The 24,261-nt window shown below is 68.1% G+C and carries 21 protein-coding genes; 13 read left to right on the top strand and 8 right to left on the bottom strand.

Annotated elements, in window-relative coordinates; genetic code table 11:
* Positions 1 to 11 precede the first annotated feature (11 nt).
* From ACW172_RS01310 to ACW172_RS01300, 3 genes are all read left to right on the top strand, one after another.
* Complete coding sequence (locus tag ACW172_RS01310) at positions 12 to 407, top strand: MerR family transcriptional regulator (RefSeq protein ID WP_492033400.1); 396 nt, start codon at positions 12 to 14, stop codon at positions 405 to 407.
* Between the two features lie 306 nt (positions 408 to 713).
* Positions 714 to 1,952, top strand: a complete 1,239-nt coding sequence (locus tag ACW172_RS01305) for a response regulator (RefSeq protein ID WP_492033399.1) — start codon at positions 714 to 716, stop codon at positions 1,950 to 1,952.
* Positions 1,949 to 3,526 carry a sensor histidine kinase gene (locus ACW172_RS01300; protein WP_492033398.1) on the top strand — a complete coding sequence of 526 codons (1,578 nt, stop codon included), beginning with the start codon at positions 1,949 to 1,951 and terminating at the stop codon, positions 3,524 to 3,526. The genes ACW172_RS01305 and ACW172_RS01300 overlap by 4 nt, the downstream gene beginning before the upstream one ends.
* Here the strand turns inward: ACW172_RS01300 and ACW172_RS01295 are convergent.
* The gene (locus ACW172_RS01295; protein ID WP_492033397.1) at positions 3,523 to 5,499 is read right to left on the bottom strand and encodes a M1 family metallopeptidase; all 1,977 of its coding nucleotides are present in this window, start codon (positions 5,497 to 5,499) and stop codon (positions 3,523 to 3,525) included. The two genes, ACW172_RS01300 and ACW172_RS01295, sit on opposite strands and share 4 nt — an antisense overlap.
* Before the next feature lie 74 nt (positions 5,500 to 5,573).
* Between ACW172_RS01295 and trhO the strand changes: the two genes are divergently transcribed.
* From trhO to ACW172_RS01270, 5 genes are all read left to right on the top strand, one after another.
* The gene (trhO, locus tag ACW172_RS01290) at positions 5,574 to 6,545 is read left to right on the top strand and encodes an oxygen-dependent tRNA uridine(34) hydroxylase TrhO (RefSeq protein WP_492033396.1); all 972 of its coding nucleotides are present in this window, start codon (positions 5,574 to 5,576) and stop codon (positions 6,543 to 6,545) included.
* A 38-nt stretch (positions 6,546 to 6,583) separates the two neighbouring features.
* Complete coding sequence (locus ACW172_RS01285) at positions 6,584 to 7,510, top strand: DUF4232 domain-containing protein (protein ID WP_492033395.1); 927 nt, start codon at positions 6,584 to 6,586, stop codon at positions 7,508 to 7,510.
* Between the two features lie 74 nt (positions 7,511 to 7,584).
* On the top strand, positions 7,585 to 8,775 hold the full coding sequence (locus ACW172_RS01280) for a glycine C-acetyltransferase (protein WP_492033394.1): 1,191 nt from the start codon (positions 7,585 to 7,587) through the stop codon (positions 8,773 to 8,775).
* The gene (gene tdh / locus ACW172_RS01275) at positions 8,775 to 9,827 is read left to right on the top strand and encodes an L-threonine 3-dehydrogenase (RefSeq protein WP_492033393.1); all 1,053 of its coding nucleotides are present in this window, start codon (positions 8,775 to 8,777) and stop codon (positions 9,825 to 9,827) included. Before ACW172_RS01280 ends, tdh begins: the two co-directional genes overlap by 1 nt.
* A 15-nt stretch (positions 9,828 to 9,842) precedes the next feature.
* Positions 9,843 to 10,295: an RrF2 family transcriptional regulator gene (locus ACW172_RS01270; RefSeq protein ID WP_492033392.1), complete on the top strand. Its 453-nt coding sequence runs from the start codon at positions 9,843 to 9,845 to the stop codon at positions 10,293 to 10,295.
* Here the strand turns inward: ACW172_RS01270 and ACW172_RS01265 are convergent.
* The 3 genes from ACW172_RS01265 to ACW172_RS01255 form a co-directional block, all read right to left on the bottom strand.
* Complete coding sequence (locus tag ACW172_RS01265; RefSeq protein ID WP_492033391.1) at positions 10,273 to 12,723, bottom strand: TonB-dependent receptor; 2,451 nt, start codon at positions 12,721 to 12,723, stop codon at positions 10,273 to 10,275. The genes ACW172_RS01270 and ACW172_RS01265 overlap by 23 nt on opposite strands.
* Positions 12,724 to 12,828: 105 nt before the next feature.
* Positions 12,829 to 13,230 carry a hypothetical protein gene (locus ACW172_RS01260; RefSeq protein WP_492033390.1) on the bottom strand — a complete coding sequence of 134 codons (402 nt, stop codon included), beginning with the start codon at positions 13,228 to 13,230 and terminating at the stop codon, positions 12,829 to 12,831.
* A 71-nt stretch (positions 13,231 to 13,301) separates the two neighbouring features.
* Complete coding sequence (locus ACW172_RS01255) at positions 13,302 to 14,336, bottom strand: DNA topoisomerase IB (protein ID WP_492033389.1); 1,035 nt, start codon at positions 14,334 to 14,336, stop codon at positions 13,302 to 13,304.
* Between the two features lie 93 nt (positions 14,337 to 14,429).
* Here ACW172_RS01255 and rlmJ point away from each other — a divergent pair, with 93 nt between their 5' ends.
* The 4 genes from rlmJ to ACW172_RS01235 all read left to right on the top strand — a co-directional run bounded on the left by rlmJ (position 14,430) and on the right by ACW172_RS01235 (position 18,689).
* On the top strand, positions 14,430 to 15,245 hold the full coding sequence (rlmJ, locus tag ACW172_RS01250; RefSeq protein WP_492033388.1) for a 23S rRNA (adenine(2030)-N(6))-methyltransferase RlmJ: 816 nt from the start codon (positions 14,430 to 14,432) through the stop codon (positions 15,243 to 15,245).
* Between the two features lie 101 nt (positions 15,246 to 15,346).
* Positions 15,347 to 15,901 carry a TetR/AcrR family transcriptional regulator gene (locus tag ACW172_RS01245; RefSeq protein WP_492033387.1) on the top strand — a complete coding sequence of 185 codons (555 nt, stop codon included), beginning with the start codon at positions 15,347 to 15,349 and terminating at the stop codon, positions 15,899 to 15,901.
* Positions 15,898 to 17,577 carry an MFS transporter gene (locus ACW172_RS01240; RefSeq protein WP_492033386.1) on the top strand — a complete coding sequence of 560 codons (1,680 nt, stop codon included), beginning with the start codon at positions 15,898 to 15,900 and terminating at the stop codon, positions 17,575 to 17,577. The genes ACW172_RS01245 and ACW172_RS01240 overlap by 4 nt, the downstream gene beginning before the upstream one ends.
* A 20-nt stretch (positions 17,578 to 17,597) precedes the next feature.
* Entirely contained in the window at positions 17,598 to 18,689 is a 1,092-nt protein-coding gene (locus ACW172_RS01235) for an HlyD family secretion protein (RefSeq protein ID WP_492033385.1), read from the top strand.
* Here ACW172_RS01235 and ACW172_RS01230 read toward each other — a convergent pair.
* Positions 18,686 to 19,795, bottom strand: a complete 1,110-nt coding sequence (locus ACW172_RS01230; protein WP_492033384.1) for a mechanosensitive ion channel family protein — start codon at positions 19,793 to 19,795, stop codon at positions 18,686 to 18,688. The two genes, ACW172_RS01235 and ACW172_RS01230, sit on opposite strands and share 4 nt — an antisense overlap.
* A gap of 164 nt (positions 19,796 to 19,959) precedes the next feature.
* Here ACW172_RS01230 and ACW172_RS01225 point away from each other — a divergent pair, with 164 nt between their 5' ends.
* Positions 19,960 to 21,735, top strand: a complete 1,776-nt coding sequence (locus tag ACW172_RS01225) for an SLC13 family permease (protein WP_492033383.1) — start codon at positions 19,960 to 19,962, stop codon at positions 21,733 to 21,735.
* Positions 21,736 to 21,738: 3 nt separating this feature from the next.
* On the opposite strand, the gene ACW172_RS01220 is transcribed toward ACW172_RS01225, so the two are convergent.
* The 3 genes from ACW172_RS01220 to ACW172_RS01210 all read right to left on the bottom strand — a co-directional run bounded on the left by ACW172_RS01220 (position 21,739) and on the right by ACW172_RS01210 (position 24,233).
* Entirely contained in the window at positions 21,739 to 22,275 is a 537-nt protein-coding gene (locus ACW172_RS01220; RefSeq protein ID WP_492033382.1) for a hypothetical protein, read from the bottom strand.
* Positions 22,276 to 22,379: 104 nt separating this feature from the next.
* Complete coding sequence (locus ACW172_RS01215; RefSeq protein WP_492033381.1) at positions 22,380 to 23,417, bottom strand: cysteine synthase A; 1,038 nt, start codon at positions 23,415 to 23,417, stop codon at positions 22,380 to 22,382.
* 84 nt (positions 23,418 to 23,501) lie between these two features.
* Entirely contained in the window at positions 23,502 to 24,233 is a 732-nt protein-coding gene (locus tag ACW172_RS01210; RefSeq protein ID WP_492033380.1) for a CatB-related O-acetyltransferase, read from the bottom strand.
* Between the last annotated feature and the right edge of the window lie 28 nt (positions 24,234 to 24,261).

The raw sequence follows: 24,261 nt of genomic DNA, 5'->3' as shown, positions 1-24,261 counted from the left end.
TCGCAAGGCCGATGTCGGAAGGACTGACCATCACGGAATTGGCCGAGGCGCTCGATACGACCGTCAGGGCCTTGAGGCACTATGAATCCCTGGGTCTTATCACTCCGCGTCGTAGCCGCCGAAACACGCGTCTTTACGGCGGCGAAACCCGTGAACGCGCCCGACTGATCGTCGCCTTGCGTCGAGCTGACGTTCCGCTCGAAACCATCGAAAAAATCCTCATCGAAAGGGACGGTGCGGGAGGTGATCTGCTTGTCCGCATTCTGGAGGCGCGTTACAGGGCGGCGCAAAGCCACGCTAGGGAGATTGGCGACCTGCGGGCCAAGGCGCGACAGTGGGGGCAGAGCCTGTCAGGACGCTCAACGATGGATGAAGCCAGGCTTGCGGTCATCTCTTCCGGCCTCTGAGGCGAGCAGACTGGAGGCGGATCCTTCGAGGGGCGAGTGGCCTGCCAGCGCGCGCTTTGGGGATATCAGCTTCACGCCATGAACCTCATCACCGGTGTGAGGTCCCGACCAAATCCTGCTCCCGCACCCAAACTTCAAAACGCCCGCCTGGTCTCCGACCCGGCGGGTTTTTGCTGTCCGGCGACCGACGTCTTGCGCAGGAAGCTGCACCGCTTCTGCATGGCTCCTCCTCTCGATCTCCCGGGCGTCGCCACCAACGCCTGAACGCTCGGGCGCACTGTGGACTCTCCAGCACGGAGATCCCTCATGACGTCCGAACGCCTTCCCCTTCGCTCCTCCGGAGGCGGCCGGTCATGGCGCGCCGGCCTCGCCGTGAAGACCGCGGTCGCGCTGGCGCTGATCGTTCTGGCGGACCGGTTCTTCTTTGCTCACAGGCCCGGAACGACGGTCGGGGCCTTTGCCCTGATCTGGCTGGCAGGGCTGGGGGTGGCGCGACCGGGGCTTTTCCGGGACGCGAGGGCGGTCGTGGCCATGGGCGCGGCGGCGGTGTTGGCGGTCGCCATGATCGATCGGCCGAGCCTGCTGCTCTGGGGGCTCCATGCCCTCGCGCTCGCCCGGCTGGACCTGGCGCGACGCCCGGCGCCTGGCGAGGGCGCAGTCGCTGGTCGGGATGGAGAAGCCGGATCTGGGGCCGTCGCCGCGCGCCTGCGACGGCTTGCCGGTGAAGCTGACGCCGCCGCCCATTACCGATACGCCGCCCTCGGCGGCCGATCAGGGACCGCCCGTCACCACTGCGACGCCCGCCCCGTTGACCTCGAACGCAGGACACTGAACATGGGGATCATGCAGCGTACCGTCCTGGTGGTCGATGACGACCCCCACATCCGCGACCTTCTGGTCTTCGCCCTGCAGAAGGCGGGTCTGGCCACGCGCCAGGCCGCCGACGGGGAGGCGGCCCTGGTCGATCTCCAGGCGCACCGGTCGGATCTGGTCATCCTGGACATCAACATGCCGCGCATGGACGGGATCGAGACCTGTCGGCGCATCCGGGCCGGGGGCGATCTGCCGGTGCTGTTCCTGTCCTCGCGGGATGAGGAGATCGACCGCATTCTGGGCATCGAACTGGGCGCCGACGACTATGTGACCAAGCCCTTCAGTCCGCGCGAGGTGGTGGCCCGGGTCGCGGCTATCCTGCGCCGGGTGTCGCGGACGCCGCCGCCGTTGCCGACCAACGCCGTGGCCCACGGGCGGCTGACGCTGGACGGCGAGGGCTGGCGTGCCGGGTGGAACGGCGCCGAGGTGCCGCTGACGGTGACCGAGTTCGCCATCCTCAGGGTGCTGGCCGAGGCGCCGCGCATGGTCTTCAGCCGCGACGCCATCATCGACCGGGTGCACGGGCCGGGCTTCGCCATGACCGACCGGACCATCGACAGCCATGTCCGCAACCTGCGCGCCAAGTTCGAGGCGGTGGGTGGCTCCGACGTGATCGAGACGCGGGCCGGCATCGGTTATCAGATCGGGCCGTGTACGGGCGGGGCGGCGTGATCCATCGCCTGCTTCAGTGGCTGCGCGCGCACTGGCCGGCGCTGAGGTTGCGCACCATCCTGCTGTCGGTGCTGATGTTCGCGGCCATCCTGCCGGGGCTCGTGGGCGTCTTCCTGCGGGTCTACGAGAACACCCTGGTGCGCCAGACGGAGTCGGAGCTGATCGCCCAGACGGCGGCGCTTTCGGCGACGGCGGAGGCCCTGTGGCCCGGGGCGATTCCGCGCGTGACGACGCCGGAGGAGAGGCGACAGCCCGGCTGGTACCAGCCCGAGGGGGCGACCATCGACCTGGGCTCGACCCCCGTTCTCCCCGCCCGTCCGGAGGCGCGGCCGGCGCCGCCGCCGGATCCTGAGGCGGTCGAACTGAACCTCCGGCTCAGGCCCATCGCCGAGGAGACGGCGCGGACGACCCTGGCCTCGATCATCCTGCTGGACGGACGGGGCGTGGTCGTCGACGGCTATGCGAGGGGCGGAAGCTGGGCCGATCTGCCGGAGGTGCGGTCCGCCCTGGCGGGGCGGCCGTACACGGTGCTGCGCCGGAACGCCGACTATCATCCGCGCTATTCGATGGAGTGGCTCAGCCGGGCCTCGGGACTGAGAATCCACCACGCCCGGCCCATCGTGGTGGACGGGAAGGTGAGGGGCGTGATCCTGACCTCGCGCTCGCCGCGTGCCCTGTTCAAGGGCGTCTATCAGGACCGGATCAAGATCGCCCTGGGCATCCTCGGCACCCTCAGCGTCATCGCGGTGCTGGCGGTGCTGGTCGCGCGCGGCATTGCCCGGCCGATCGAGAAGCTCAGCGAGGCGGCGCGGGAGGTCACGACGGGCGGCGGAACCCTGCCGCCCGCGCCCGCGACCTCGGCGGTCGAGATCCGCACCCTGTACGAGGACTTCAGCCTGATGGCCGAGGCGGTGGACCGGCGCTCCCGCTATCTGAGGGACTTCGCCGCCGCCGTCAGTCACGAGTTCAAGACGCCGCTGGCGGGGATACAGGGGGCGGTCGAGCTGTTGCAGGACCATGGGGAGACCATGGAAAAGGGGCAGCGCAAACGCTTCCTCGACAATATCGCCGCCGATGCGCGTCGGCTGGCGGGGCTGGTGACGCGGCTGCTGGATCTGGCCCGGGCCGACATGGCGCGGCCGGACGCCAATCTGGCGGTCGATGTGGTCCCGGCGGTGTCCAAGGCCGTCGACGCGCGGGCCGGGGAGCTGGAGATCGCCGTCAATCTGAACGATCCGCCGCCGGTCGCCGTGCCGCCGGCGACGCTGGAGATGGTGGTCTCGACCCTGCTGGAAAACAGCCGTCAGGCGGGGGCGACGCGGGTCGCCATCATGGCTCGCAGCGAGGATCGCAACCTGATCCTGACGGTCGCCGACGACGGGCCGGGCGTGCCGCCGGGCGACGCCGACCGGGTCTTCGAGCCCTTCTTCACCTCCAAGCGCAGCGAGGGCGGGGCGGGGCTGGGCCTGTCCATCGCCGTCTCCCTGCTGGCCGCCAGCCGGGCCTCGATCCGGCTGAAACCGAACGGCCCCGGGGCGACCTTTGAGGTCACCCTGCCGATCGCTGGCCGCTAGGCGGCAGGCTTGCCCTCATTGTTCGACCGGTCGCGGTCGGGCAGGCGGTGATCGGGATCGACCGTCGCCGAGGTCACCTCAGCCGTGCCGTCGAAGTGGAAGATGTGCGAGCCACGCTGCATCCAGGTCTCGACCGGCACGCGCAGATCGGCGTGGGTCCCGTCGGCCCAGGCCACGCGCAGGGTCGCCGGCAGGACCAGCTGGTCGCGGTTCTCGAGGGTGACGTCGACGCCCTTGGCCTTGTCGCCGCCGGCATAGGCCACCGAGGTCACGGCCAGGTCGTTGCGCCAGTTGTTCAGGTACCAGCCGTTCCAGAACCACGACAGATCCTCGCCGCCCGCGCTCTCCATGGCGCGGAAGAAGTCGCTTGGTTGCGGGTGCTTGTAGGCCCAGTCGGCGATGAATTTGCGGAAGGCCGGGTCGAACCGGTCCGGGCCCAGGATATCCTCGCGCAGCAGGGTCAGGCCGAACGCCGATTTGAAGTAGGTGATCGGGTGGCGATACTTTTCCTGAATGGCGTCGGCGCGGGTCATGATCGCGGGCGCGGCCTGATCGTCCATGATAACGGCCATCTGGTCGGCGGGCGTCCCGTCCCTGGGCGCATATTCGCCATCGCGCTTGGGCCCGTAGACGCCGTTCTGGAAGGCGTCGGATTCATAGACGTCGATGAAGGTGTTGAAGCCCTCGTCCATCCAGGCGTGGCGGCGCTCGTCGAAGCCGACGATCATCGGGAACCAGCTGTGTCCGATCTCGTGCGCGGTGATCCAGAACAGGGTCTTTCCGGCGTCGTCGATGCCGTCGAAGACGATGCCCGGATATTCCATGCCCGAGGCCGGACCGGCGACGTTGATCGCATTGGGCCAGGGGTAGGGATACCAGCCGGAGAAGGTCTCCACCGCGTGCTTCAGGTATTCGGTCGAGCGGCTCCACTTGTCCTGACCGACGCTCTCGACCGGATAGACGGACTGGGCCAGCGCGGTCTTGCCGCCGGGCAGGTCGATGCGAGCGGCGTCCCAGACGAAGGCGCGCGAGGCCGAGAAGGCCACGTCTCGCGTGTGATCCATGTGGAAGCGCCAGGTCTTGTCGCCCGTCGGCGCAGTCGCGGTGGCGACCTCTTCCGGGGTGCGGATGACGACGGTCGTGGGGCTGGATTGCGCCTGGGCCAGACGGGCGCGCTGGTCGGCGGTCAGGACTTCGGCCGGGTTGGTCAGGGCGCCCGAGCCCGCGACGATCATGTCGTCCGGGACGGTGATCGCGTAGTCGAAGGCACCGTATTCCAGATAGAACTCATTGGCCAGGTACGGCAGCGTGTCCCAGCCGCGCAGGTCGTCATAGACCTGAAGCCGCGGATACCACTGGGCGATGCTGAAGATGTCGCCGTTCGGCGTTGTCAGCCAGCCGGTGCGGCCGCCGAAGTCGTCGGACGGGACGGTGTAGTGGTAGCGCACCCGCACCTCGACCTTGCCGCCGGACGGGGCCAGAGGGGCGGGCAGGGTGACCCGCATCCGGGTATCGTCGATCAGGTGCGGAACCGCGACCCAGTTGCGGCCCGACTTCACCTCGACCGCCTCGACGACATAGCCGTCGGTCGATCCGGCGCGGCGGCGAGCGGAGAAGCCGCTGGCGCGGCTGTCGGTGCGGTAGAGGTTCTGGTCCATCTGGAACCAGAGGATGTCGAGCGCATCCGGGCTGTTGTTCGTATAGGTCACGACTTCCTGGCCGCCGAGCGTCTTCGCCGTCGGATCCAGCCGGGCCTCGATCGAATAGTCGACGCGGTTCTGCCAGAAGGCCGGGCCGGGCGTGCCGGCGCCGGTGCGGATCGTTCCGGCCGGATCAGGCAGGGTCAGGGGCGCGAAGGTCTTCAGCGGGTCGTAGGGGTTCGATGAGGCGGCGGGCGTCTGGGCTGCGGCGGAGCCCGCGATGAGCGCTCCGGACAGCAGGGGGAGCAGGGCGCGCATCGGACGAACGGTCATCGGGAATCTCTACGGGGGAACAGAGTCGCTGCGATGTTTTGGCACAGGCGGCGGGTGCGGACTATAAGCCCGCGATGCGTTCCGAACCCGCCCCCTTTCAGGTCGCCGCCCTCTACCGTTTCGCCCGGATCGCGGACCGCGAGGCCGTGCGCGATCGGCTGGAGGCGGTTTGTGCGGCCAACGGCGTGCGCGGCACCCTGCTGGTGGCGCATGAGGGGCTGAACGGGACCATCGCGGGCTCCGAGGCGGGCGTCGCCGGGGTCATCGCCGCCATCCATGCCCTGCCGGGCTTCGACCGGCTGGAGCTCAAGTATTCGACCGCGACCGGGGCGCCCTTCCATCGACTGAAGGTGCGGATCAAGGCCGAGATCGTGACCATGGGCGAGCCGGACATCGATCCCGTGAGCGACGCCGGGACCTATGTGTCGGCGCAGGACTGGAACGCCCTGATCGCTGATCCGGCGACGATCGTGATCGACACCCGCAACGACTATGAGGTCGCGGTCGGCGCCTTCGAGGGGGCGATCCAGCCCAACACCCGCAGCTTCCGCGACTTCCCCGACTGGGTCCGGGGCGAGGGCAGGGCGCTGTTCGACGGTCCGACTCCGCCCAAGGTCGCCATGTACTGCACCGGCGGCATCCGCTGCGAGAAGGCGACGGCCTTCCTCAAGGCCGAGGGCATCGAGGACGTCCACCATCTGGAGGGCGGCATCCTGCGCTATCTGGAGGACATCCCCGAGGCCGAGAGCCTGTGGCGCGGCGAATGCTTCGTCTTCGACGAGCGGGTCGCGGTCGGTCACGGGCTGGAACAGGGGACCCACAGCCTTTGCCGGGGCTGCCGGATGCCGGTCAGCCCCGAGGGTCGGCTTTCGCCCCTCTATGTCGAGGGCGTGTCCTGCGAGGCCTGTCATCAGGATCGGACCGAGGACCAGCGTCGCGCCTATGCCGAACGGCACCGGCAGGTGGAGATCGCCGCCGGCCAGGGCGTGGCCCATATCGGCGCCGATGCTGCCCAGTCTCGTGGCGTCAATAAGCGGAGCCTTTGAGGGAGAACGACGTTAACCTCGCCGAACCGAGGACCGTCATGACCCAACGCGCCGCCAAGACCGCCACTGCTCTCGTCGCCGTCGCCGCCCTGATGGCGGGTTGCTCCCGCGAGGCCGCGGCGCCTCCGGCCCAGCCGCAGGCTCCGGCGCCGACGCCGGTCCAGACGCCGCCCGCCCCGCCGATCGGATACGCCTGCGAGAGCGGCAAGACGGTGGTGGTCCAGTACCCGGACACCTCGACGGCCCAGATCGGCTACAACGGCCAGACCTACACCCTGCGCACCGTCCAGGCGGCCAGCGGCGCCCGCTATGCCGGCTCCGGCGTCGAGTGGTGGACGGCGACCCGCGACGGTCAGGAGACCGCGACCCTCAGCCGCCTCGGCCCCAATCAGGACGTCGGCGTCGCCATTCTGGAGCGGTGCAGCCGCCCCGCCTCGGGCGTCGACACCCCGGTCGGCCCGACGCCGCTGCCGACCCCGGCGCCCGGCGGCGTCCTGCCCGCGGCCCTGCCGTGCAAGTCGAACCAGCTGAAGCTGTCGGCCGACGGCGGCGACGCCGGGATGGGCCACCGTCTGGCGACGCTGGGCGTTCAGAACATCGGGACCCAGGCCTGCAGCCTGACCGGCTATCCGACCGTGACCCTGCTGGACGGGCGCGGCCGCAGTCTGACGGCGATCAAGGTCGATCAGCATCCGGGCAGCTATCTGAGCGGCGGCATGGCCCCGCGCCCGGTCAATCTGGCGCCCCAGGCCAAGGGCTATTTCGATATCGCCTGGACGGTGGTGCCCAATGAGGGCGCGGGCGAGAGGGTCTGCCCCAGTGCCGCCACCGTGCGCTTCGTGGCGCCGGGCGACAGCAACTTCATCACCTTCGCCCAGGCCTTCACCCCCTGCGGCGGTCGCATCGACGTCAGCCCCATCCGGCCGACGCTGGAGGATGTGGCGCCGGCTGCGGCGACGACCTGATCGGCGCGCGGCTGGTCATGGCGAGGAATTCGGCGTAACCGGCGGGCCTCTTCCCAGCCGTACTCCGGGGACCCATGACCGCTGACTTCCACGCCCGTATCGCCGCCGAACTGGCCGACATCGACGCCCAGGGGCTGACCAAGCCCGAGCGGATCATCGCCTCCCGACAGGGGCCGGTCATCGAGGTCGGCGGGCGTCAGGTGCTGAATTTCTGCGCCAACAACTACCTGGGCCTCGCCGGCGACCAGCGTATCGTTGACGCGGCCAAGGCGGCCGCCGACAGACGCGGCGCGGGAACCGCCTCGGTGCGCTTCATCTGCGGCACCCAGGACATCCATAAAGAGCTGGAGGCGGCCATCGCCGGCTACCTCGGCTTCGAGGACGCCATCCTGTTCGCCGCCGCCTTCGACGCCAACGGCGGCCTGTTCGAGCCCCTGTTCGGCGAGGAGGACGCCATCGTCTCCGACAGCCTGAACCACGCCTCGATCATCGACGGCGTGCGGCTGTGCAAGGCCAAACGCTACCGCTTCGCCAACTCCGACATGGACGAGTTGGAGAGCCGGCTGAAGGAAGCCCGCGAGGCCGGCGCCCGCAACATCGTGATCGCCACCGACGGCGCCTTCTCGATGGACGGCTATATCGCCAAGCTCGATGAGATCCGCGTTCTTGCCGACAAGTACGACGCCCTGATCATGGTCGACGACTGTCACGCCACGGGCTTCCTCGGTCCGCAGGGGCGCGGCTCCTTCGCCCACCACGGGGTCAAGATCGACTTCCTGTCCGGCACCTTCGGCAAGGCCCTGGGCGGCGCCATGGGCGGCTTCATCTGCGCCAGCGCCCCGGTGGTCCAGCTGCTCAAGCAGCGCGCCCGGCCCTATCTCTTCTCCAACGCCCTGGCCCCGGCGGTGTGCGGCGCCTCGATGGAGGCGATCCGCATCGCCCAAGGCAGCGAGGGCGACGCCCTGCGCACCCGCCTCAGCGCCAATGCCCACCGCTACCGCATGGCCATGACCGACGCCGGTTTCGACCTGCTGCCCGGTGAGCACCCGATCATCCCGGTCATGCTGGGCGACGCCAAGCTGGCCCAGACCCTGGCCGCGCGGATGCTGGAGCTGGGCGTCTATGTCATCGGCTTCTCGTTCCCCGTGGTGCCGCGCGGCGCGGCCCGCATCCGGACCCAGATGTCGGCGGCGCATACGTTCGAACACATCGACCGGACGGTCGAGGCCTTCAAACAGGCCGGTAAAGAGTTGGGAGTGATCTGATGACCGATACGATGAAGGCCCTGGCCAAGATGAAGCCGGAGATCGGCCTGGAGTTGATCGACGCCCCCGTTCCGGTCGCGGGCCCCGAGGACGTGCTGATCCGGGTGCACCGCACCGCCGTCTGCGGCACGGACATCCACATCTGGAACTGGGACGAGTGGTCCCAGAAGAACGTTCCGACCCCGATGATCACGGGCCACGAATTCTCCGGCGAGATCGTCGCCATCGGCAAGGATGTGAACCGTCCGCTGAAGATCGGCCAGCGCGTCTCGGCCGAGGGCCATGTCATCGACCTGAACTCCGAAGCGGCCCGCGCCGGCCACTTCCACCTCGACCCCCACACCCGCGGCATCGGCGTGAACCGTCAGGGCGCCTTCGCCGAATTCGTGGTGGCCCCGGCCTTCAACGTCATCGAACTGCCCGACGACGTGTCCGATGAGATCGCTTCGATGCTCGATCCGTTCGGCAACGCCGTGCACACCGCGCAGCAGTTCGACCTGTTGGGCGAGGACGTCCTGGTCACCGGAGCGGGTCCGATCGGCATCATGGCCGCCGCCGTCGCGCGCCATGCCGGCGCCCGCACCGTGGTCCTGACCGACATCAACGACTACCGCCTCGACCTCGGCAACAAGGTGGCTCCGGGCGTGCGCACCGTGAACACCTCGCGCGAGGACCTGCGCGACGTCATGAAGGAGCTGGGCCTCAAGGTCGGCTTCGACGTGGCGCTGGAAATGTCCGGCTCGCCCATCGCCTTCAAGCAATGCGTCGACACCCTGATCATGGGCGGCGGCATGGCCATGCTGGGCATTCCGTCCAAGCCGATGGAAACCGATTGGGGCACGATCATCCTGAAGGCCCTGACCATCAAGGGCGTCTACGGCCGCGAGATGTTCACGACCTGGCGCAAGATGCTGGGCCTGCTCAAGGCGGGTCTGGATCTGGAGCCCCTGATCACCCACCGCATGGGCTATTCGCACTACCGCGACGGCTTCGAGGCGATGAAGTCGGGTCAGTCGGGCAAGGTCGTATTGAACTGGCAGGACGCGGCGTGATCGCAGGACGGCGCAATGCTGTCTGACACGGCCCGCTATGCGATGCGGGCGATGATGACGCTCGCCGAACGCCATCCGACGCCCGCGGCCATCGGGGAGGTCGCCGAGGCCATCTCCGCTCCCCGGAAGTATCTGGAAGCCGTGATGCTGCGGCTCAAACGCGAGGGGCTGCTGGTCAGCTCGCGCGGTCGGCTGGGCGGCTATGCCCTGGCGCGGCCGGCGGCGGAGATTTCGGTCGCCGACATCATCCGCGTCATGGACGGGCCGCTGGCCCTGACGCCCTGCGCCTCGCGCACCCGGTTCGAGGCCTGCGAGAACTGCGTGGACGTCGAGGCCTGCGGCATCCGTTTCGTCCTGCTGGAAGGCCGCGACGCCCTGGCCGAGGTCCTGGAACGGCGTACGCTCGCGGACCTCGCCCAAACGTCTGGGCCAGACACGCCTGACCTCAGTATTTCGCCCGCAGCGTAAGGCCGAAGGTCCGGGGATCGCCGGGCGTGCCCAGCACCAGACCCGAGTTGCCGGCCTGGACCGTCAGTAGCTGCAGATAGTCCTCGTCGAGCGCGTTCCGGACCCAGACGAAGGCCTCCCAGCCGTTGTCCGCGCGGAAGCCGGCGCGCAGGTTGAGCACCGTATAGCCGTCGATCTCCGTGTACTGCGAAACCGAGGCGTCAGCGTTGTAGGTCGAGCGATAGTTGGCGTCGGCCCCGAAATAGGCCTCGCCGGAATAGCCCAGACCGTTGACGTCACGGTGCAGTTCGCCGCCGACCGAGGCCGCCCAGGGCGAGACGCCCGGCAGGTCCTTGCCCGACAGGTCGCAGGCCACGGTGGTCGATCCGATCCGCTCCAGCGGGCAGGGGCCGTTGGTGAAGTCGGCGTATTTCGCATCGGTCCAGGCCAGGTTGGCATAGGCGTCCAGCCAGGGCGTCGGCCGGGCGAAGGCGTCCAGCTCGATCCCCTGGATCTCGACCTTCTTCGCATTGGCCAGATAGCCGCGCAGGGCGCCCGGGCCGGTGTCGACGACATTGGCCTGATAGTCCTCGACGTCCGTGCGATAGGCCGCGAGGTTGGCGGTCAGCCGCTTGTCGAACAGCTGGGTCTTGAGGCCCAGCTCATACGTCGTGACGACCTCGGGCTTCACCGTCGCATTGGTCAGGGACGGGGCGCCCGACGGCAGGTTCGGGATGCCCGCCATATTGATCCCGCCCGACTTGTAGCCCCGCGCCCAGGAGCCGTAGGCGAGGATGTTGTCGCTGAAGTCGTAGGACAGGGCCACCTGGCCCGACAGGTCGCCGTCCGAGATGCTGGCTGAATAGGCCTGGGGCCGCGCCACGCCGAGGCGGCGGTTCAGCAGCGCCGTATTGGTCGTCGCCAGCCCGCCGGTGGTGGTCGAGACATAGGCCCCGTCCTTCTCCTCATGGGTGTAGCGCAGGCCCGGCGTCAGATGCAGGCGGTCGGTGATGTTCCAGGTCAGCTGGGCGAAGGCGGCGAGGGAGTCCGTCTCGATCCGGCTGTCGTTGAAGACGGTATAGCCCGCCAGCAGGGAGTCGAGGGCATGCGGGTCCGTCGCCGTCGCCGCCAGATAGGCGGCGTCATGGGCGGTCAGCCAGTAGGTGGCGTCGCTGCCGTATTCGGTGATCCCGTGGGTCTCGACCGCCTGGTGGAAGGCATAGAGGCCGGCGGTCCAGTCGATGCGGTTCTTGCCGTTGGAGGACAGGCGCAGTTCCTGGCTCCCCTGGTCCTGATCCGACGGATTGGCCGACTGGCGGGTGATGTCGAGCGCGGTGTAGTCGCGGTCGTTGGCCGGACGCCAGTCCCAGGCTCTCCAGGCCGAGACCGAGGTCAGGGTGGCCCAGCCGAAGTCGTAGTCGACAATGGCCGAGAAGCCGCGCTGGATCTGGTCGGCCTGGATCTTCCCATCGACGTCGGCGGTGCGGTCGTAGGGGTTGGTGCTGGCGGGGGCATAGCCCCGACCGGCGGCCAGCGCCGCGAACTGGACATCGGCGGCCTTCAGCGTCTGGCCGACGCGGACATAGAGCTGGGTGCAGCAATCTGGCGTCTGGTCGGAATAGTCGCCGTACAGGCGGACCTGCAGCTTCTCGGTCGGCTGGTACAGCAGGGCGCCGTGCAGGCTGATCGATTTCTGGGCGTTCTGGGCATGGCCGACGGTGGCGTTGTCGAGCGTGCCGTCACGCTGGGTCGAGACGAAGGACAGACGGCCCGCCAGGGTGTCGGCGATCAGCGGCCCGGAGACCGTCGCCTTGGCCTGAACGAAGTTGTAGTCGCCGATCGACAGCTCCCCTTGCGCCTCGGGCGTGAAGCTGGGGGCGCGGGTGGTGATATTCAGGGCCCCGGCGGTGGTGTTCTTGCCGAACAGGGTGCCCTGTGGCCCGCGCAGGATCTCGATCCGGTCGATGTCGACGAAGTCGAGCGTCGCCGTCGCCGGGCGGCTGTAATAGACCTGATCGATATAGATGCCGACGCCCTGTTCGAGGCCGTCGTTGGCCAGACCATAGCTGGCGCCCAGACCCCGGATGGTGATGGCCGTGTTGCGGGCGTTGGGGCTAAGCAGCTGGACGCTGGGGGCCAGCTGGGTGACCTGGGCGACATTGTAGGCGCCGGTGCGGTTGAGCAGTTCTTCGTTGATCACCGTCAGGGCGATCGGCACGTCCTGGGCCCGTTCATCGCGGCGCCGGGCCGTAACGACGATGTCGCCGACCGTGGCGTAGGACGGGTCCACGACGGGGCGGGTCTGGCTCGCGGGCGCGGCGCCGCCCCCGGCCTCGTCGCCATCGGCGGTTTGGGCAAATGTGGGCCCGGCGACGCAGGTCGCCAGCGCCGCCAGGCAGATCAGGTCACGGTGTCGTCGACGGGAATGGCGGGGTGTGGTCACGGGCACGGGCAATCCTCCTTGCGGCGCCCGGGAACCGTGACCGTTAATCCCTATCTCGCAAAAGGGGATTTTCTAAAGCGAGTTGGGAGCATCTCTCCCAGCCGAACGCCGTCAGGCGACGGCGGTCTTGGGCGTGGCCGTGGCGCGGAAGACGATCACCGCGAACAGGACCATGCCGATCAGGGCCAGCGTCGGGCCGACGATCAGACCGATGTGAGCCAGGCCGATGGCGGGCTGGTACTGCAGCACCTCGATCAGCAGGGCCGGCATGAAGATCAGGAAGCCGAGCAGGGCGACCCAGAAATGGATCTTCGGCAGCCAGCCCTCGGCCGCCTGCGGATTGGTGCGATAGAACAGCCCGTACAGGAACATCGAAACCCAGCCCAGCAGGTTGATGTGGGCGTGCACGGGCGCGGCGGTGAAGTTCTGGGTCGAGCCCATATAGTAGCCGAGGCTGACCCCGATCACGATGAAGACGACGGCAAGACGCAGGAAGGCGTTGGACAGGCGCATGACGATTTCCCCCTTCGGAATGGTGGGTCGTCGTTATCTGCGTAACGCCGTGCGCTCAACTCAGCTTTTCGTCATGCTTGGGTCAAAACCTTGACCAAGGCCTTCTCAAAGCCGGCTGTGGCGGAGCCGGGCAGAACGCTGCGGAGCTCGCCGTCGGCGTAGCGCTCCAGCACCGCCGGGTGGACATATGAGGCGCGGCAGACAGTCGGTGTATTGCCCAGCAGCCCAGAGACCGCCTTCACACAGAGATTGATCCGGCGCTTCGCCTCGGTGGGGGAGGTGGGCGGATCCATGTCGCGCAGGGCCCGCGCGGCCGACACCGTGCCGGCCCAGGTGCGGAAATCCTTGGCCGAAAAGCCGTCCCCCATGGCCTCGCGGATATAGGCGTTCACGTCGTCGGAGGTGATCGGACACAGGTCGCCGTCGGCGCTTCGGTATTTGAACAGATGCTGGCCCGGCAGTTCGCGCAGGGACCGGACGACGGTGGAAAGGCGCCGGTCACGGACGCTGACCCTGTGATCCACCCCGCTCTTGCCCCGGAACTCGAAAGTCAGGGCGGCGCCGTCGACCTCCAGATGGCGCTTGTTCAAGGTGGTCAGGCCATAGGAGCGGTTCTGCCTGGCATACTGGGCGTTGCCGACGCGGATCAGGGTGATCTCCAGCAGGCGCACGGCGGTCGCCAGCACCTTGTCGCGAACCGGGCCGCGCCTGGCCAGATCGGCTTCGATCCGCCGGTGCAGCTTCGGCAGGGCGCGGGCGAAGGCGGGCAGGCGATCGAACTTGGTCTCGGACCGGGCCGTGCTCCAGTCGGGGTGATAGCGGTACTGCTTGCGCGCCCGGGCGTCACGGCCGGTCGCCTGGATATGGCCGGTAGCGCGCGGGCAGATCCAGACGTCGGTCCAGGCGGGCGGAATGGCCAGGTGTTTGATGCGGGCGATCACCGCCCGGTCGCGGATCAGGACGCCCTGCTCATCGTGATAGGAAAAGCCGGTCCCGCTGCGGCTACGGCTCAGGCCCGGATTCTCGTCGCTGCAGTAGGTAAGGCCCTTCGGAACCTCCTGCGGAAGTTCATGAGCGGCAATGAAGCGGGTTGATCCGTCGGGCATGGGCGGCGAACGTTTCACGCGGTTCGCCGGTTCCTGTGTCGGCGGGCGTGCGGTCCGGCTTGACCTGTGAGGGGCAAAGGGGGACGACCGGGCATGAATTATCGCCACAGCTTTCACGCCGGAAACTTCGCCGATCTGGTCAAGCACGCGCTTGTCCTCTGGCTGCTGAAGGCGCGGCAGGCCGGGCGGGACACGGTCACCGTCCTCGACACCCATTCGGGCGCCGGCCTCTATGATCTGTCCGGCGACGCGGTGCGGTCGCGCGAGGCCGAGGCGGGCGTTGCGCGGCTGATGCAGGCGAAAGGTCTGCCGCCCCTGATCGCGGCCCTGGCGGCGGAGGTCAGGGCGGTGAACCCGCAGGGCGGGGTGCGCTTCTATCCGGGCTCGCCCCTGCTGATCGCGCGCCATCTGAGGCCCGGCGACCGGTACGGCGGTTTCGATCTGAACGACGACGTGGCCGCCCTGCTGGTCGAGGCCCTGCGCGGCCATCCCAACGCCTCGGGCCGTTCCGGCGACGGCTATGAGGCGGTGCTGGCCGAGGCCAAGGCGGGCCCCGCCGACCTGATCCTGATCGACCCGCCGTTCGAACGGCCCGACGATTATCTGCGCGCCGCCGACACGACCCTGGCCCTGCTCAAGGCGCGGCGCGAGGCGACGGTCGCCATCTGGACCCCGCTCAAGGATCTGGAGACCTTCGACGGCTTCCTGCGCCGGCTGGGGAGCGCCCATCCGACGGTGGTCGCCGAAGTTCGGCTGCGGCCCCTGACCAATCCGATGAAGATGAACGGCTGCACGATGGTGGTGGTCAATCCGCCCGTGGGGACTGACGAGGCCGCCGCCGAAATCTGCGGCTGGGTGGCCGGGACCCTGGGTGAGTCGGGTCAGAAGTCCGAGGTCTGGCGACTTTGACGCCATAGGTTGTGCACGGTTTCGCATCTGCGAAAGAAAATTCACCGCTGACCTGTCTGATGGGCTTGCCAAAGCGGACATGAGTGTCCACTTAGCCGCTCATGGCCCGAGCCCCTCGAAAAGATGCGGTCGAAAGACGCGACGCCCTGCTGGCCGCCGCCGCCGAGGCCTTCGCCGATCAGGGCTATAACGTCCCGCTGGACGTCATCGCCGAGAAGGCCGGCGTCGGCCGGGCGACCCTCTATCGCAACTTCGCCGACCGCACGGCCCTGGCCCTCGCCGTCTTCGAGGACCAACTGGAGGATCTGGCCCGGCGTACCCGCGAACGCGGCGACGATCCCGAGGCCTTTTTCTGGTTCGTGGACCAGCTGGCCGAGGTGCTGGGCAAGAACGCCGGCCTCGACGCCGCCCTGCGTGAGGCCCAGTCCTCGGGCGCCCTCAAGCCAATCCGCACCAAGCTGGTAGAGGCCGGGGAGGGGGCGCTGGAACGGGCCAAGGCCGCCGGTCTGGTCCGCCCCGATCTGGGCCCCAGCGACATCCGCGCCATCGCCATGATCCTCGGCGCCGGCGCCAGCCGCCCGACGCCGGAAGAGCGTGATATGTTCGCCCGGCGCATTCGTGCGTTGCTGCTGGACGGACTTCGGATTCGGTCATGAGCACCCGCCCGCACGACCTGCCCTGGGAAGAGTACGAAAAGACTCTTCAACCGCACGAGAAGCCGACCCTGATCGGTTCTCCCGCGACGCCCGATCACCACTGGCGCCTGCGTCTGGCCTATGGCGCGGTGGGCTTGCTGGTGGCCATTACCGGCAACCTCGGCAACGCGGTGGTCACGGCCAATATCCAGAGCCTGGCGGGCCACCTCGGGGTGACGACGACCGAGGCGGCCTGGCTGCCCGTGGTCTTCATCATGACCAACGCCTGCATGAACCTGATCCTCGTCAAGTTCCGCCAGCAGTACGGGCTTCAGCCCTTCACCCGGATCATCCTTGGCATCTTCGTGCCCGTCTCCATCGCCAACGTCTTCGTCTCGAGTTTCGAGTCGGAGCTGGTCACACGGGCCGTCGCGGGCATCTGCGGCGCGGGCATGTCGACCTTGGGCTTCCTTTACATCATCCAGGCCTTCCCGGCGGCGCACCGGCTGAAGGGGCTGATCGTCGGCATCGGCCTGTCCAGCTTCGCCGTGCCCATCGCCCGGATCGTCTCGACCCATCTGCTCGACATCGGTGACTGGGAGGGGCTGAACATCTCCCAGCTGGGCTTGGCCCTGCTGTCGCTGGCCGGGGTCTTCGCCCTGCGCCTGCCGCCGTCGCAGCGCATCGACGCCTATCAGCCGCTCGACTTCCTGACCTTCGCCCTGTTCGCCCCGGGCATCGCCCTGCTGAGCGCGGTGCTGGGTCTGGGCCGCTATGTCTGGTGGACCGAGGCGAGCTGGATCGGCTGGGCCCTGATCGGCTCCATCCTGCTTCTGGCCACGGCCATGATCATCGAATTCTATCGCAAGCGGCCGCTGATCGATCTGCGCTTCCTCGGCGGGGCCGACCTGATCCGGCTGATCCTGGCCATCCTGCTGCTGCGCGTCGTCCTGTCGGAACAGACCTCGGGCTCGGTCGGCTTCCTGCAGCAGATGGGTCTGGGCATGGAGCAGATGAGGAGCCTGTTCTGGGTTGTCCTGATCGCCATGATCGCAGGCACCGCGACCAGCGCCCTGACCCTGAACATGGCCAAGCTCTACAAGCCCATCGCCATCGCGCTCGCCCTGATCGCGGCCGGCGCCTTCATCGACAGTCATGGGACCAGCCTGACCCGGCCTGTGAACCTCTATTTCAGTCAGGCGCTTTTGGCCTTCGCTTCGGCCCTGTTCATCGGCCCGGCCCTGATGATCGGCATCACCCAGGTGCTGACCAAGGCGCCGCAGAATCTGGTCAGCTTTATCGTGACCTTCTCGGTGATCCAGAACGTCGGCAGCCTTGCGGGCACGGCGTTGGTCGGCTCCATCGAGACGATCCGCGAGAAATTCCACTCCAGCCAGATCGCCGAGAGCGTCAACATGGGCGACCCGGCCACGGTGCTGCGCCTGCAGCAGCTCGGCGGGGCCTACGCCCGGGTCCAGAACGACCAGATCCTGCGCTCCGGCGACGGGGTCAGCCTGCTGACCCAGCAGATCACCACCCAGGCCCATGTGCTGGCCTACAACGACGTCTTCCTGCTGATCGCCATCGCGGCGGCCGCCGGCTGCCTGTGGACGACGTTTGTGCACTTCCGCCCGAAGATCAAGGCGCACCGCGCCGCCGCCCGCGAGGCCGCCGAAGCGGCCGCCTCCGCCCACTGAGATCGCCCCCGAGACCCGCCATGACCGATACGACCGCCCCTTCCGCTCCCCCCGCTCCGGCCCCCGCCGCGATCCCTGCAAAACGCGCCCTGTTCGGCGTGATCCTCGGTCTGGTCGCCATCGTCGGGATCAGTCTGGTGCTCTACGCCTGGAAGCTGCCGCCCTTCTCGGGCGCCATCCAGCACACCGACAACGCCTTCGTGCGGGGGCAGGTGACGATCATCAGCCCGCAGGTGTCCGGCTATGTCACCTCGGTCCATGTCCAGGACTATCAGGTGGTCAAACAGGGCGAACTGCTGGCTACGGTCGACGACCGCATCTATCGCCAGCAGCTGGATCAGGCGACCGCCAACCTGCACGCCGCCGAGGCCGCGCTGGCCAACTCGTCCAACACCCAGGCCTCCGCCCAAGGGACGGTGGCCCAGCGGAACGCGTCGATCGCTTCGGCCCAGGCGGCGCTGGTTCAGGCCCAGGCCAATGCGACCCGGGCCCGCAAGCTGTTCGAGGGCGGCTGGGTCGCCCAGGCGCAGATCGACACCACCCAGGCCTCGCTGCGCGCCGCCCAGGCCGCCGTCGCCGAGGCCAATGCCCTGCAGGGCGTGGCCCAGACGGGCGTTTCCTCGGCGGTGGTCTCCAGAGGCTCGCTGGAAGCGGCGGTCGAGGCCGCGCGCGCCCAGGTGCGTCTGGCCCAGATCAACCTCGACAACACCCGCATCGTCGCCCCGGCCGAGGGCCGTCTGGGCGAGGTCTCGGTCCGGCTCGGTCAGTCGGTGGTCGCTGGCAGCACCCAGCTGACCTCGCTGGTGCCCAACCTCATCTGGGTCAATGCGAACATGAAGGAGACCCAGCTCAAGAACATCCGCATCGGCCAGCCGGTCGAGATGACGGTCGACTCTCTGGGCGGCGCCAAGCTGCGCGGCCATGTGGAGCGCATCTCCCCGGCGACCGGTTCGGAGTTCAGCGTGATCAAGCCCGACAACGCTACCGGCAACTACACCAAGGTGGCACAGCGGGTGCCGGTGCGGATCGCCATCGATCCGAACCAGGAGATCGCGACGCGCCTGGCCCCCGGCATGTCGGTGGTGGCGCGGATCGATACCTCGGGGACCTAACGGGCGCGGGTCGGGTCCGACGTCCCGTCCAGATCGGGATCTGACAGACGCTCCCTGTCGGTGTCTGTGTCGGTAGGATCGGTCTCGGGGCTGAGCAGCTCTTCCGCGGCGTCGTTCGGGGCCTGGGCTTTCGGGCGGGCCGGCGGCTCGGTCGGCTGCGCAGCGGCAGCGGTTTTGCTGCCGCTCGTGCGTTTCGGTTCGGCCTTGGTCCAGCCCAGCGCTTCTCTTGCCTCGTCTCCCTCCTTTTCGAACACGCTGCGAAGGCGGATGTCGGTCTGGGGCACGGGGATCTTGATGCCGGCGGCGTCGAGGGCGTCGGCGATGAGCCAGGTGTAGGCGGCTTGCATCCCGGCCGGGCGCTTGACCGCCGACTGGGTCGGCCAGACCAGAAGCTCGAATTGCAGACCGTCCATGCCGAAGCCGGTCAGCCAGACCTGGCTCTTGCGGCTCTCGGTCTCGGGCAGGGTGAAGGGGCTGGCGCGGGCGGCCTCCAGCACCGCCTCGCGGACCAGGCCGCGATCGGTGCCGCTGGCGACGCTGAACGGGATGTGGATGCGGCGGGTGTCGCCCTTCAGCGTCCAGTTGGTGACCCGGTCCTGGATCAGGCTGGAGTTGGGGACGATGATGTTGACGTTGTCATTGGTGCGGATGCGGGTCGCGCGTGGCCCGATCTCGGTGATCGCGCCCCGCACCCCGCCGTCCAGCTCGACATAGTCGCCGACCGAGACCATCCGGTCGAAGATCAGGAACAGGCCCGAGACGAACTCCTTGACCACCCCCTGAAGGCCCAGGCCCACGCCGATGCCGATGGCTCCGGCGAAGACCGCGAGCGACGACAGATTGATCCCCGCCGCCGTCAGGCCCGTGACCACGCCGATGAAGATCAGGCCGTAGCTGGATAGCTTCTCCAGCAGATACAGGGCGCCGGTCGACTTCTGCGGCGACCGCTCGCGCAGATGGCGCAGGCTCCGTCCTATGATCCGCGACAGGAGGACAGAGACCACGATGATGACCACCCCGGCGGTCACCCCGCCCAGGGTCAGGCTGGATCCGCTGAAGTTGACCAGTTCGGTGTCGTTCAGCTTGGCGATGTCTTTCAGGGCCATGGGCGATCAGCGTCCGGTGAGCGTGGCGGTTCCAGTCGCAGACTCAACGAGGCCGGTCGGAACTCAATGGGTCAAAACCCCGGGACGGCGCTTCGTCAGGCCCGATACGGAACACCCAAGCTTCCCACGGGTTGAGGGCCTGAGACTTCGAGGATTGAGACCGCGTGACACTTCAACAGGGGCTGGCGTTCGGACTGATCGCCCTGACCATCGGGGCCTTCGTCTGGGGGCGGTTCCGTTATGATCTGGTGGCGGTGGTCGCCCTGGTCGCGGGGCTGGCGGTCGGGATCATCCCGGCGGACGCGGCCTTCGACGGGTTCAAGAACGACGTCACCGTCATCATCGCCTGCGCCCTGATCGTCTCGGCGGCCTTCGCCCGGTCAGGGATCATCGAACTGGCCATGCGGCGTGTCCTGCCGCATCTGAAGACCGAGCGCAGTCAGGTTCCGGTCCTGACGGGCGCGGTGACCCTGCTGTCCATGGCGACCAAGAATGTCGGCGCCCTCGCCATCATGATGCCGGTCGCGTTGCAGGTGGCGAGGAAAACCGGATCGGCCCCGTCGCGGCTGCTGATGCCCATGGCCTTCGGCGCCATGGCGGGCGGGATGGTGACCCTGGTGGGCACGGCGCCCAACATCATCGTCGCCGAGGTGCGTCACGAAATCCTGGGCCGCCCCTTCGCCATGTTCGACTATGCCCCGGTCGGTCTGGGGCTGACGGCCATCGCCCTGGTCTTCCTCGCCTTTGGCTACCGGTTGCTGCCGAAGAACCGGCAGGGGGCCGCGACGCTGAACGCGGCGCTGGCCGCCAACGCCTACGCCACCGAGGTGCGCGCGCCCGAGGACTGGGCGCCGGGGTCGATGTCGATCAAGGCCTTGGGCGACTGCGGGGAGGGGGATGTGCGGATCATGGCCCTGATCCGCGACGGCAAGCGCCGGCCCCGCCCGCGCGGCAACACCGTCATCCGCCCCGGCGACGTCCTTCTGGTCGAAGGCGAGCAGCAGGCGCTGGAGGAATTCCTCGGCCGGTCGAAGTTGAGGCTGGTGCGCGAGAACCATCCCATCGTCATGGAGAAGGCCAGTGAGGAGATCGCCGTGGTCGAGGCGGTGGTCGGCCGCAACTCCCTGCTGCAGGGCCAGTCGGTGCGCCAGTCGGACCTCTACGGCCAGCACGGCATCAACCTGCTGGGCGTGTCGCGCAGCGGCTATGAACTGACCCAGCATTTGCGGACGGCCAAGTTGCAGCCCGGCGACATCGTCCTGCTGCAGGGCGCCGAACAGAGCTTGCCGACGGCCCTGAAGGCGCTGGACCTGCTGCCCCTGGCCGAGCGCGAGGTGCGGCTGGGCAGCGTGCGCAAACGCTTCCTGCCGGCGGTGGTTCTGGCCATCGCCATGACCCTGGTCGGCTTCGGCGTCGTGCCGGTGGCCATCGCCTTCTTCGGGGCGGCGGTGGTGATCGTGGCCCTGGGCGGTCTCAAGATGCGCGAGGCCTATGCGGCGCTGGATGGGCCGCTGCTGGTCCTGATCGCCGCCCTGATCCCGGTCTCGGACGCCATCCAGAACACCGGCGGCTCGGACCTGATCGCGGGGCTTCTGCGTGATGTCTTCGGCGGCATGCCGGGTGTGATCGCGGTCGGAGGGGTGATGCTGGCCTCGATGGCCGTAACGCCTTTCCTGAACAACGCGGCCACCGTGCTGATCGTGGCCCCCATCGGCGCGACCCTGGCCAAGCAGCTGGGCTTCAATCCCGATCCCTTCCTGATGGCGGTGGCGGTCGGGGCGGCGTGCGACTTCCTGACCCCCATCGGGCACCAGTGCAACACCCTGGTCATGGGGCCGGGGGGCTACAAATTCTCCGACTATCCGAGGCTGGGCGCGCCGCTGAGCCTGCTGGTCCTGCTGGCCGGACCGCCACTGATCCTGCTGTTCTGGCCGCTGTAGTCGTCAGATGAAGGAGGCGGTGACGATGTAGTCGAAGGTGTAGGACCCGCTGGTCAGGCCGCCCGAGATCCAGACGTCCATGCCCAGGGTGAAGGTGCCTGTGCCGAGCAGGCCAAGCGGCTTCAGGTCGAAGGTCATGCTGGGCCCCGACGACGGCGCCGTCCCGGCCCAGAGCAGGTTGCCGGCCAGACTGCCGATGTAGAAGTGGGTGATCTGGGCATTGCTGTTCGACACCGCCTGGACCGTCACACGCACCTGACGCAGGGCGCAGAAGTTGTCGAGATTCAGGAAGCCGCAGGAGATGGTGATCGTCGGTGGCGTCACCGAGGCGCTGGACAGGCGGATGGCCGAGCCCGAGGTGCGGGTGACCGTCCCGCTGGTGCTGATGGTGAAGGTCGAGGCGCCGCTGTCCCGCACGATCCGGCCCAGCGCCGGGGAGCCCGCCGGGCTGTAGCTGACCGCGATCTGGGCATGCGCCGGCGTCGCGAGGGCGGTCAGGGCCCAGAGCACTGCGGCGATGACGAGGAGACGGACGGTCATGAATCCAGAGCGGGTGCTGACGTCGGAGTGATCCGGACATCAGTGACACGCCATGGTTTCAGAAGTCTTCCCTGCAACCTCTGACTTTGGTCTGATCGGCTCGATCAGGCCGCGACGATCTCCGGCGCGGCGCCGGAGGCCCAGTCGGGGACCGGCAGACCCTTGCCGCGCAGGAAGTCGGCGTTGAACAGCTTGGACGCATAGCGCGAGCCTGGGTCGCACAGGCAGGTGACGATGGTCTTGCCGGGGCCGAGGTCTTTCGCCAGACGCACGGCGCCGGCGAGGTTCACGCCTGCGGATCCGCCCAGCGACAGGCCTTCGTCCTTCACCAGATCGAACAGGATCGGCAGGAATTCGGCGTCCTCGATCCGGTAGGCGTGGTCGGGCGTGAAGCCTTCCAGGTTTCCGGTGATCCGCGCCACCCCGATGCCCTCCGTGATGGAGGAGCCTTCGGAGGTCATCTCGTTCTTGGTGAACCAGTTGAACAGGGCCGCGCCCGCCGGGTCGGCCAGGCCGATGCGGATGTCGGGGTTCTGTTCGCGCAGATACTGGGACACGCCGACCAGGGTGCCGCCCGAGCCGACGGCGCTGACGAAGGCGTCGACCTTGCCATCGGTCTGGGCCCAGATTTCCGGGCCGGTGGTCGTATAGTGGGCCTCGCGGTTGGCCAGGTTGTCGAACTGGTTCGACCAGATGGCGCCGTTGGGCTCGCGTTCGTTCAGCTCGGTGGCGAGGCGGCCGGAGTAGTGGACGAAGTGGTTGGGGCTGGCGAACGGGGCGGCGTCGACCTCGACCAGACGGGCGCCCAGCGAACGGATGGCCTGCTTCTTCTCCTCGGACTGGGTCCGGGGGATGACGATGACGACGGGATGGCCCAGCGCCGCGCCAACCAGGGCCAGGCCGATGCCGGTATTGCCCGCCGTCCCCTCGACGATAGTCCCACCGGGTTTGAGCGCGCCCGAAGCCCGGGCCGACTGGACGATCGACAGGGCGGCGCGGTCCTTGATCGAGCCGCCCGGGTTCATGAACTCGGCCTTGCCCAGAATCTCGCAGCCGGTCGCGTCCGACAGGCGGTTCAGCCGGATCAGCGGGGTATTGCCGATCAGGTCGGTGACGGAACGGGTGACGGCGGCAGTGGACACGTTGGTTGGTCTTTCAGAGAACGGGGCAGGGGTGCGGAGGGGATGGATGGGCCGATCCTCCGTCAGATCGCGTGGACGCGGATTTCAGACATTGATCCAGTCCAGGGTCGTCAGCGTTCGAGGGCGATAGAGGTCATCCGGCGACTCTCCGAGTGCGGCCAGGGCGTCCAGGCAGGAGTCGATGTCGCGATAGTCGAGCCCCTTCAGCTTCTGGGGATGAACGTCCCACCAATGCGACGCCAGGAGGGCCTCGGTGAGTTTGTCCGGGAAGCGGAACCGCACGACCTTCGCCGGACTGCCCACGACGACGGCGTAGGGGGGAACGTCCCGGGTCACGGTCGAGTTGGCTCCAATGATGGCTCCATGCCCGATATTGACCCCCATCATCACCATGGCGCCGCTGCCGATCCAGACGTCGTTCCCGATGGAGCCGGGCGCGCCGGCATCGAACGGGACCGGGTGATCCTGATAGAAGTCCTTAACCAGAGGATGGGCGCTCCACATCGACCGGCGATAGAAGAAGGTGGAGGTCGAAAGCCAGTCAGCCGGGTGCGGCCCGGCGCCCACAATGACCCCCTGACCAATCGAGCAGTACCGGCCGATCCGGTCCGTGTTGACCACCCAGCTGCCGGCGCCGAGGTAGGAAAACGAGCCCATGTGTCGCACGACGAGGAGGTTGTCGGCGAAGCGGACGCATTCCTCCAGGGTGGTCCCGGGGGCGATACGGGTGGCGCCGGGAACCTCGGATTCGATGGCGTAGTCGGCGGCCAGGCCGTCAATGGTCGTCGAATCGACGGCGATCGCCAGGTCGTCCATCTTGCGTCTTCCAATACTCAGGGTTCAG

It is taken from the genome of Brevundimonas sp. ALps5 (assembly GCF_058681645.1).
The sequence above is the reverse complement of the archived record's forward strand: the minus strand, read 5'-3'. Positions and strand labels throughout refer to the sequence as shown.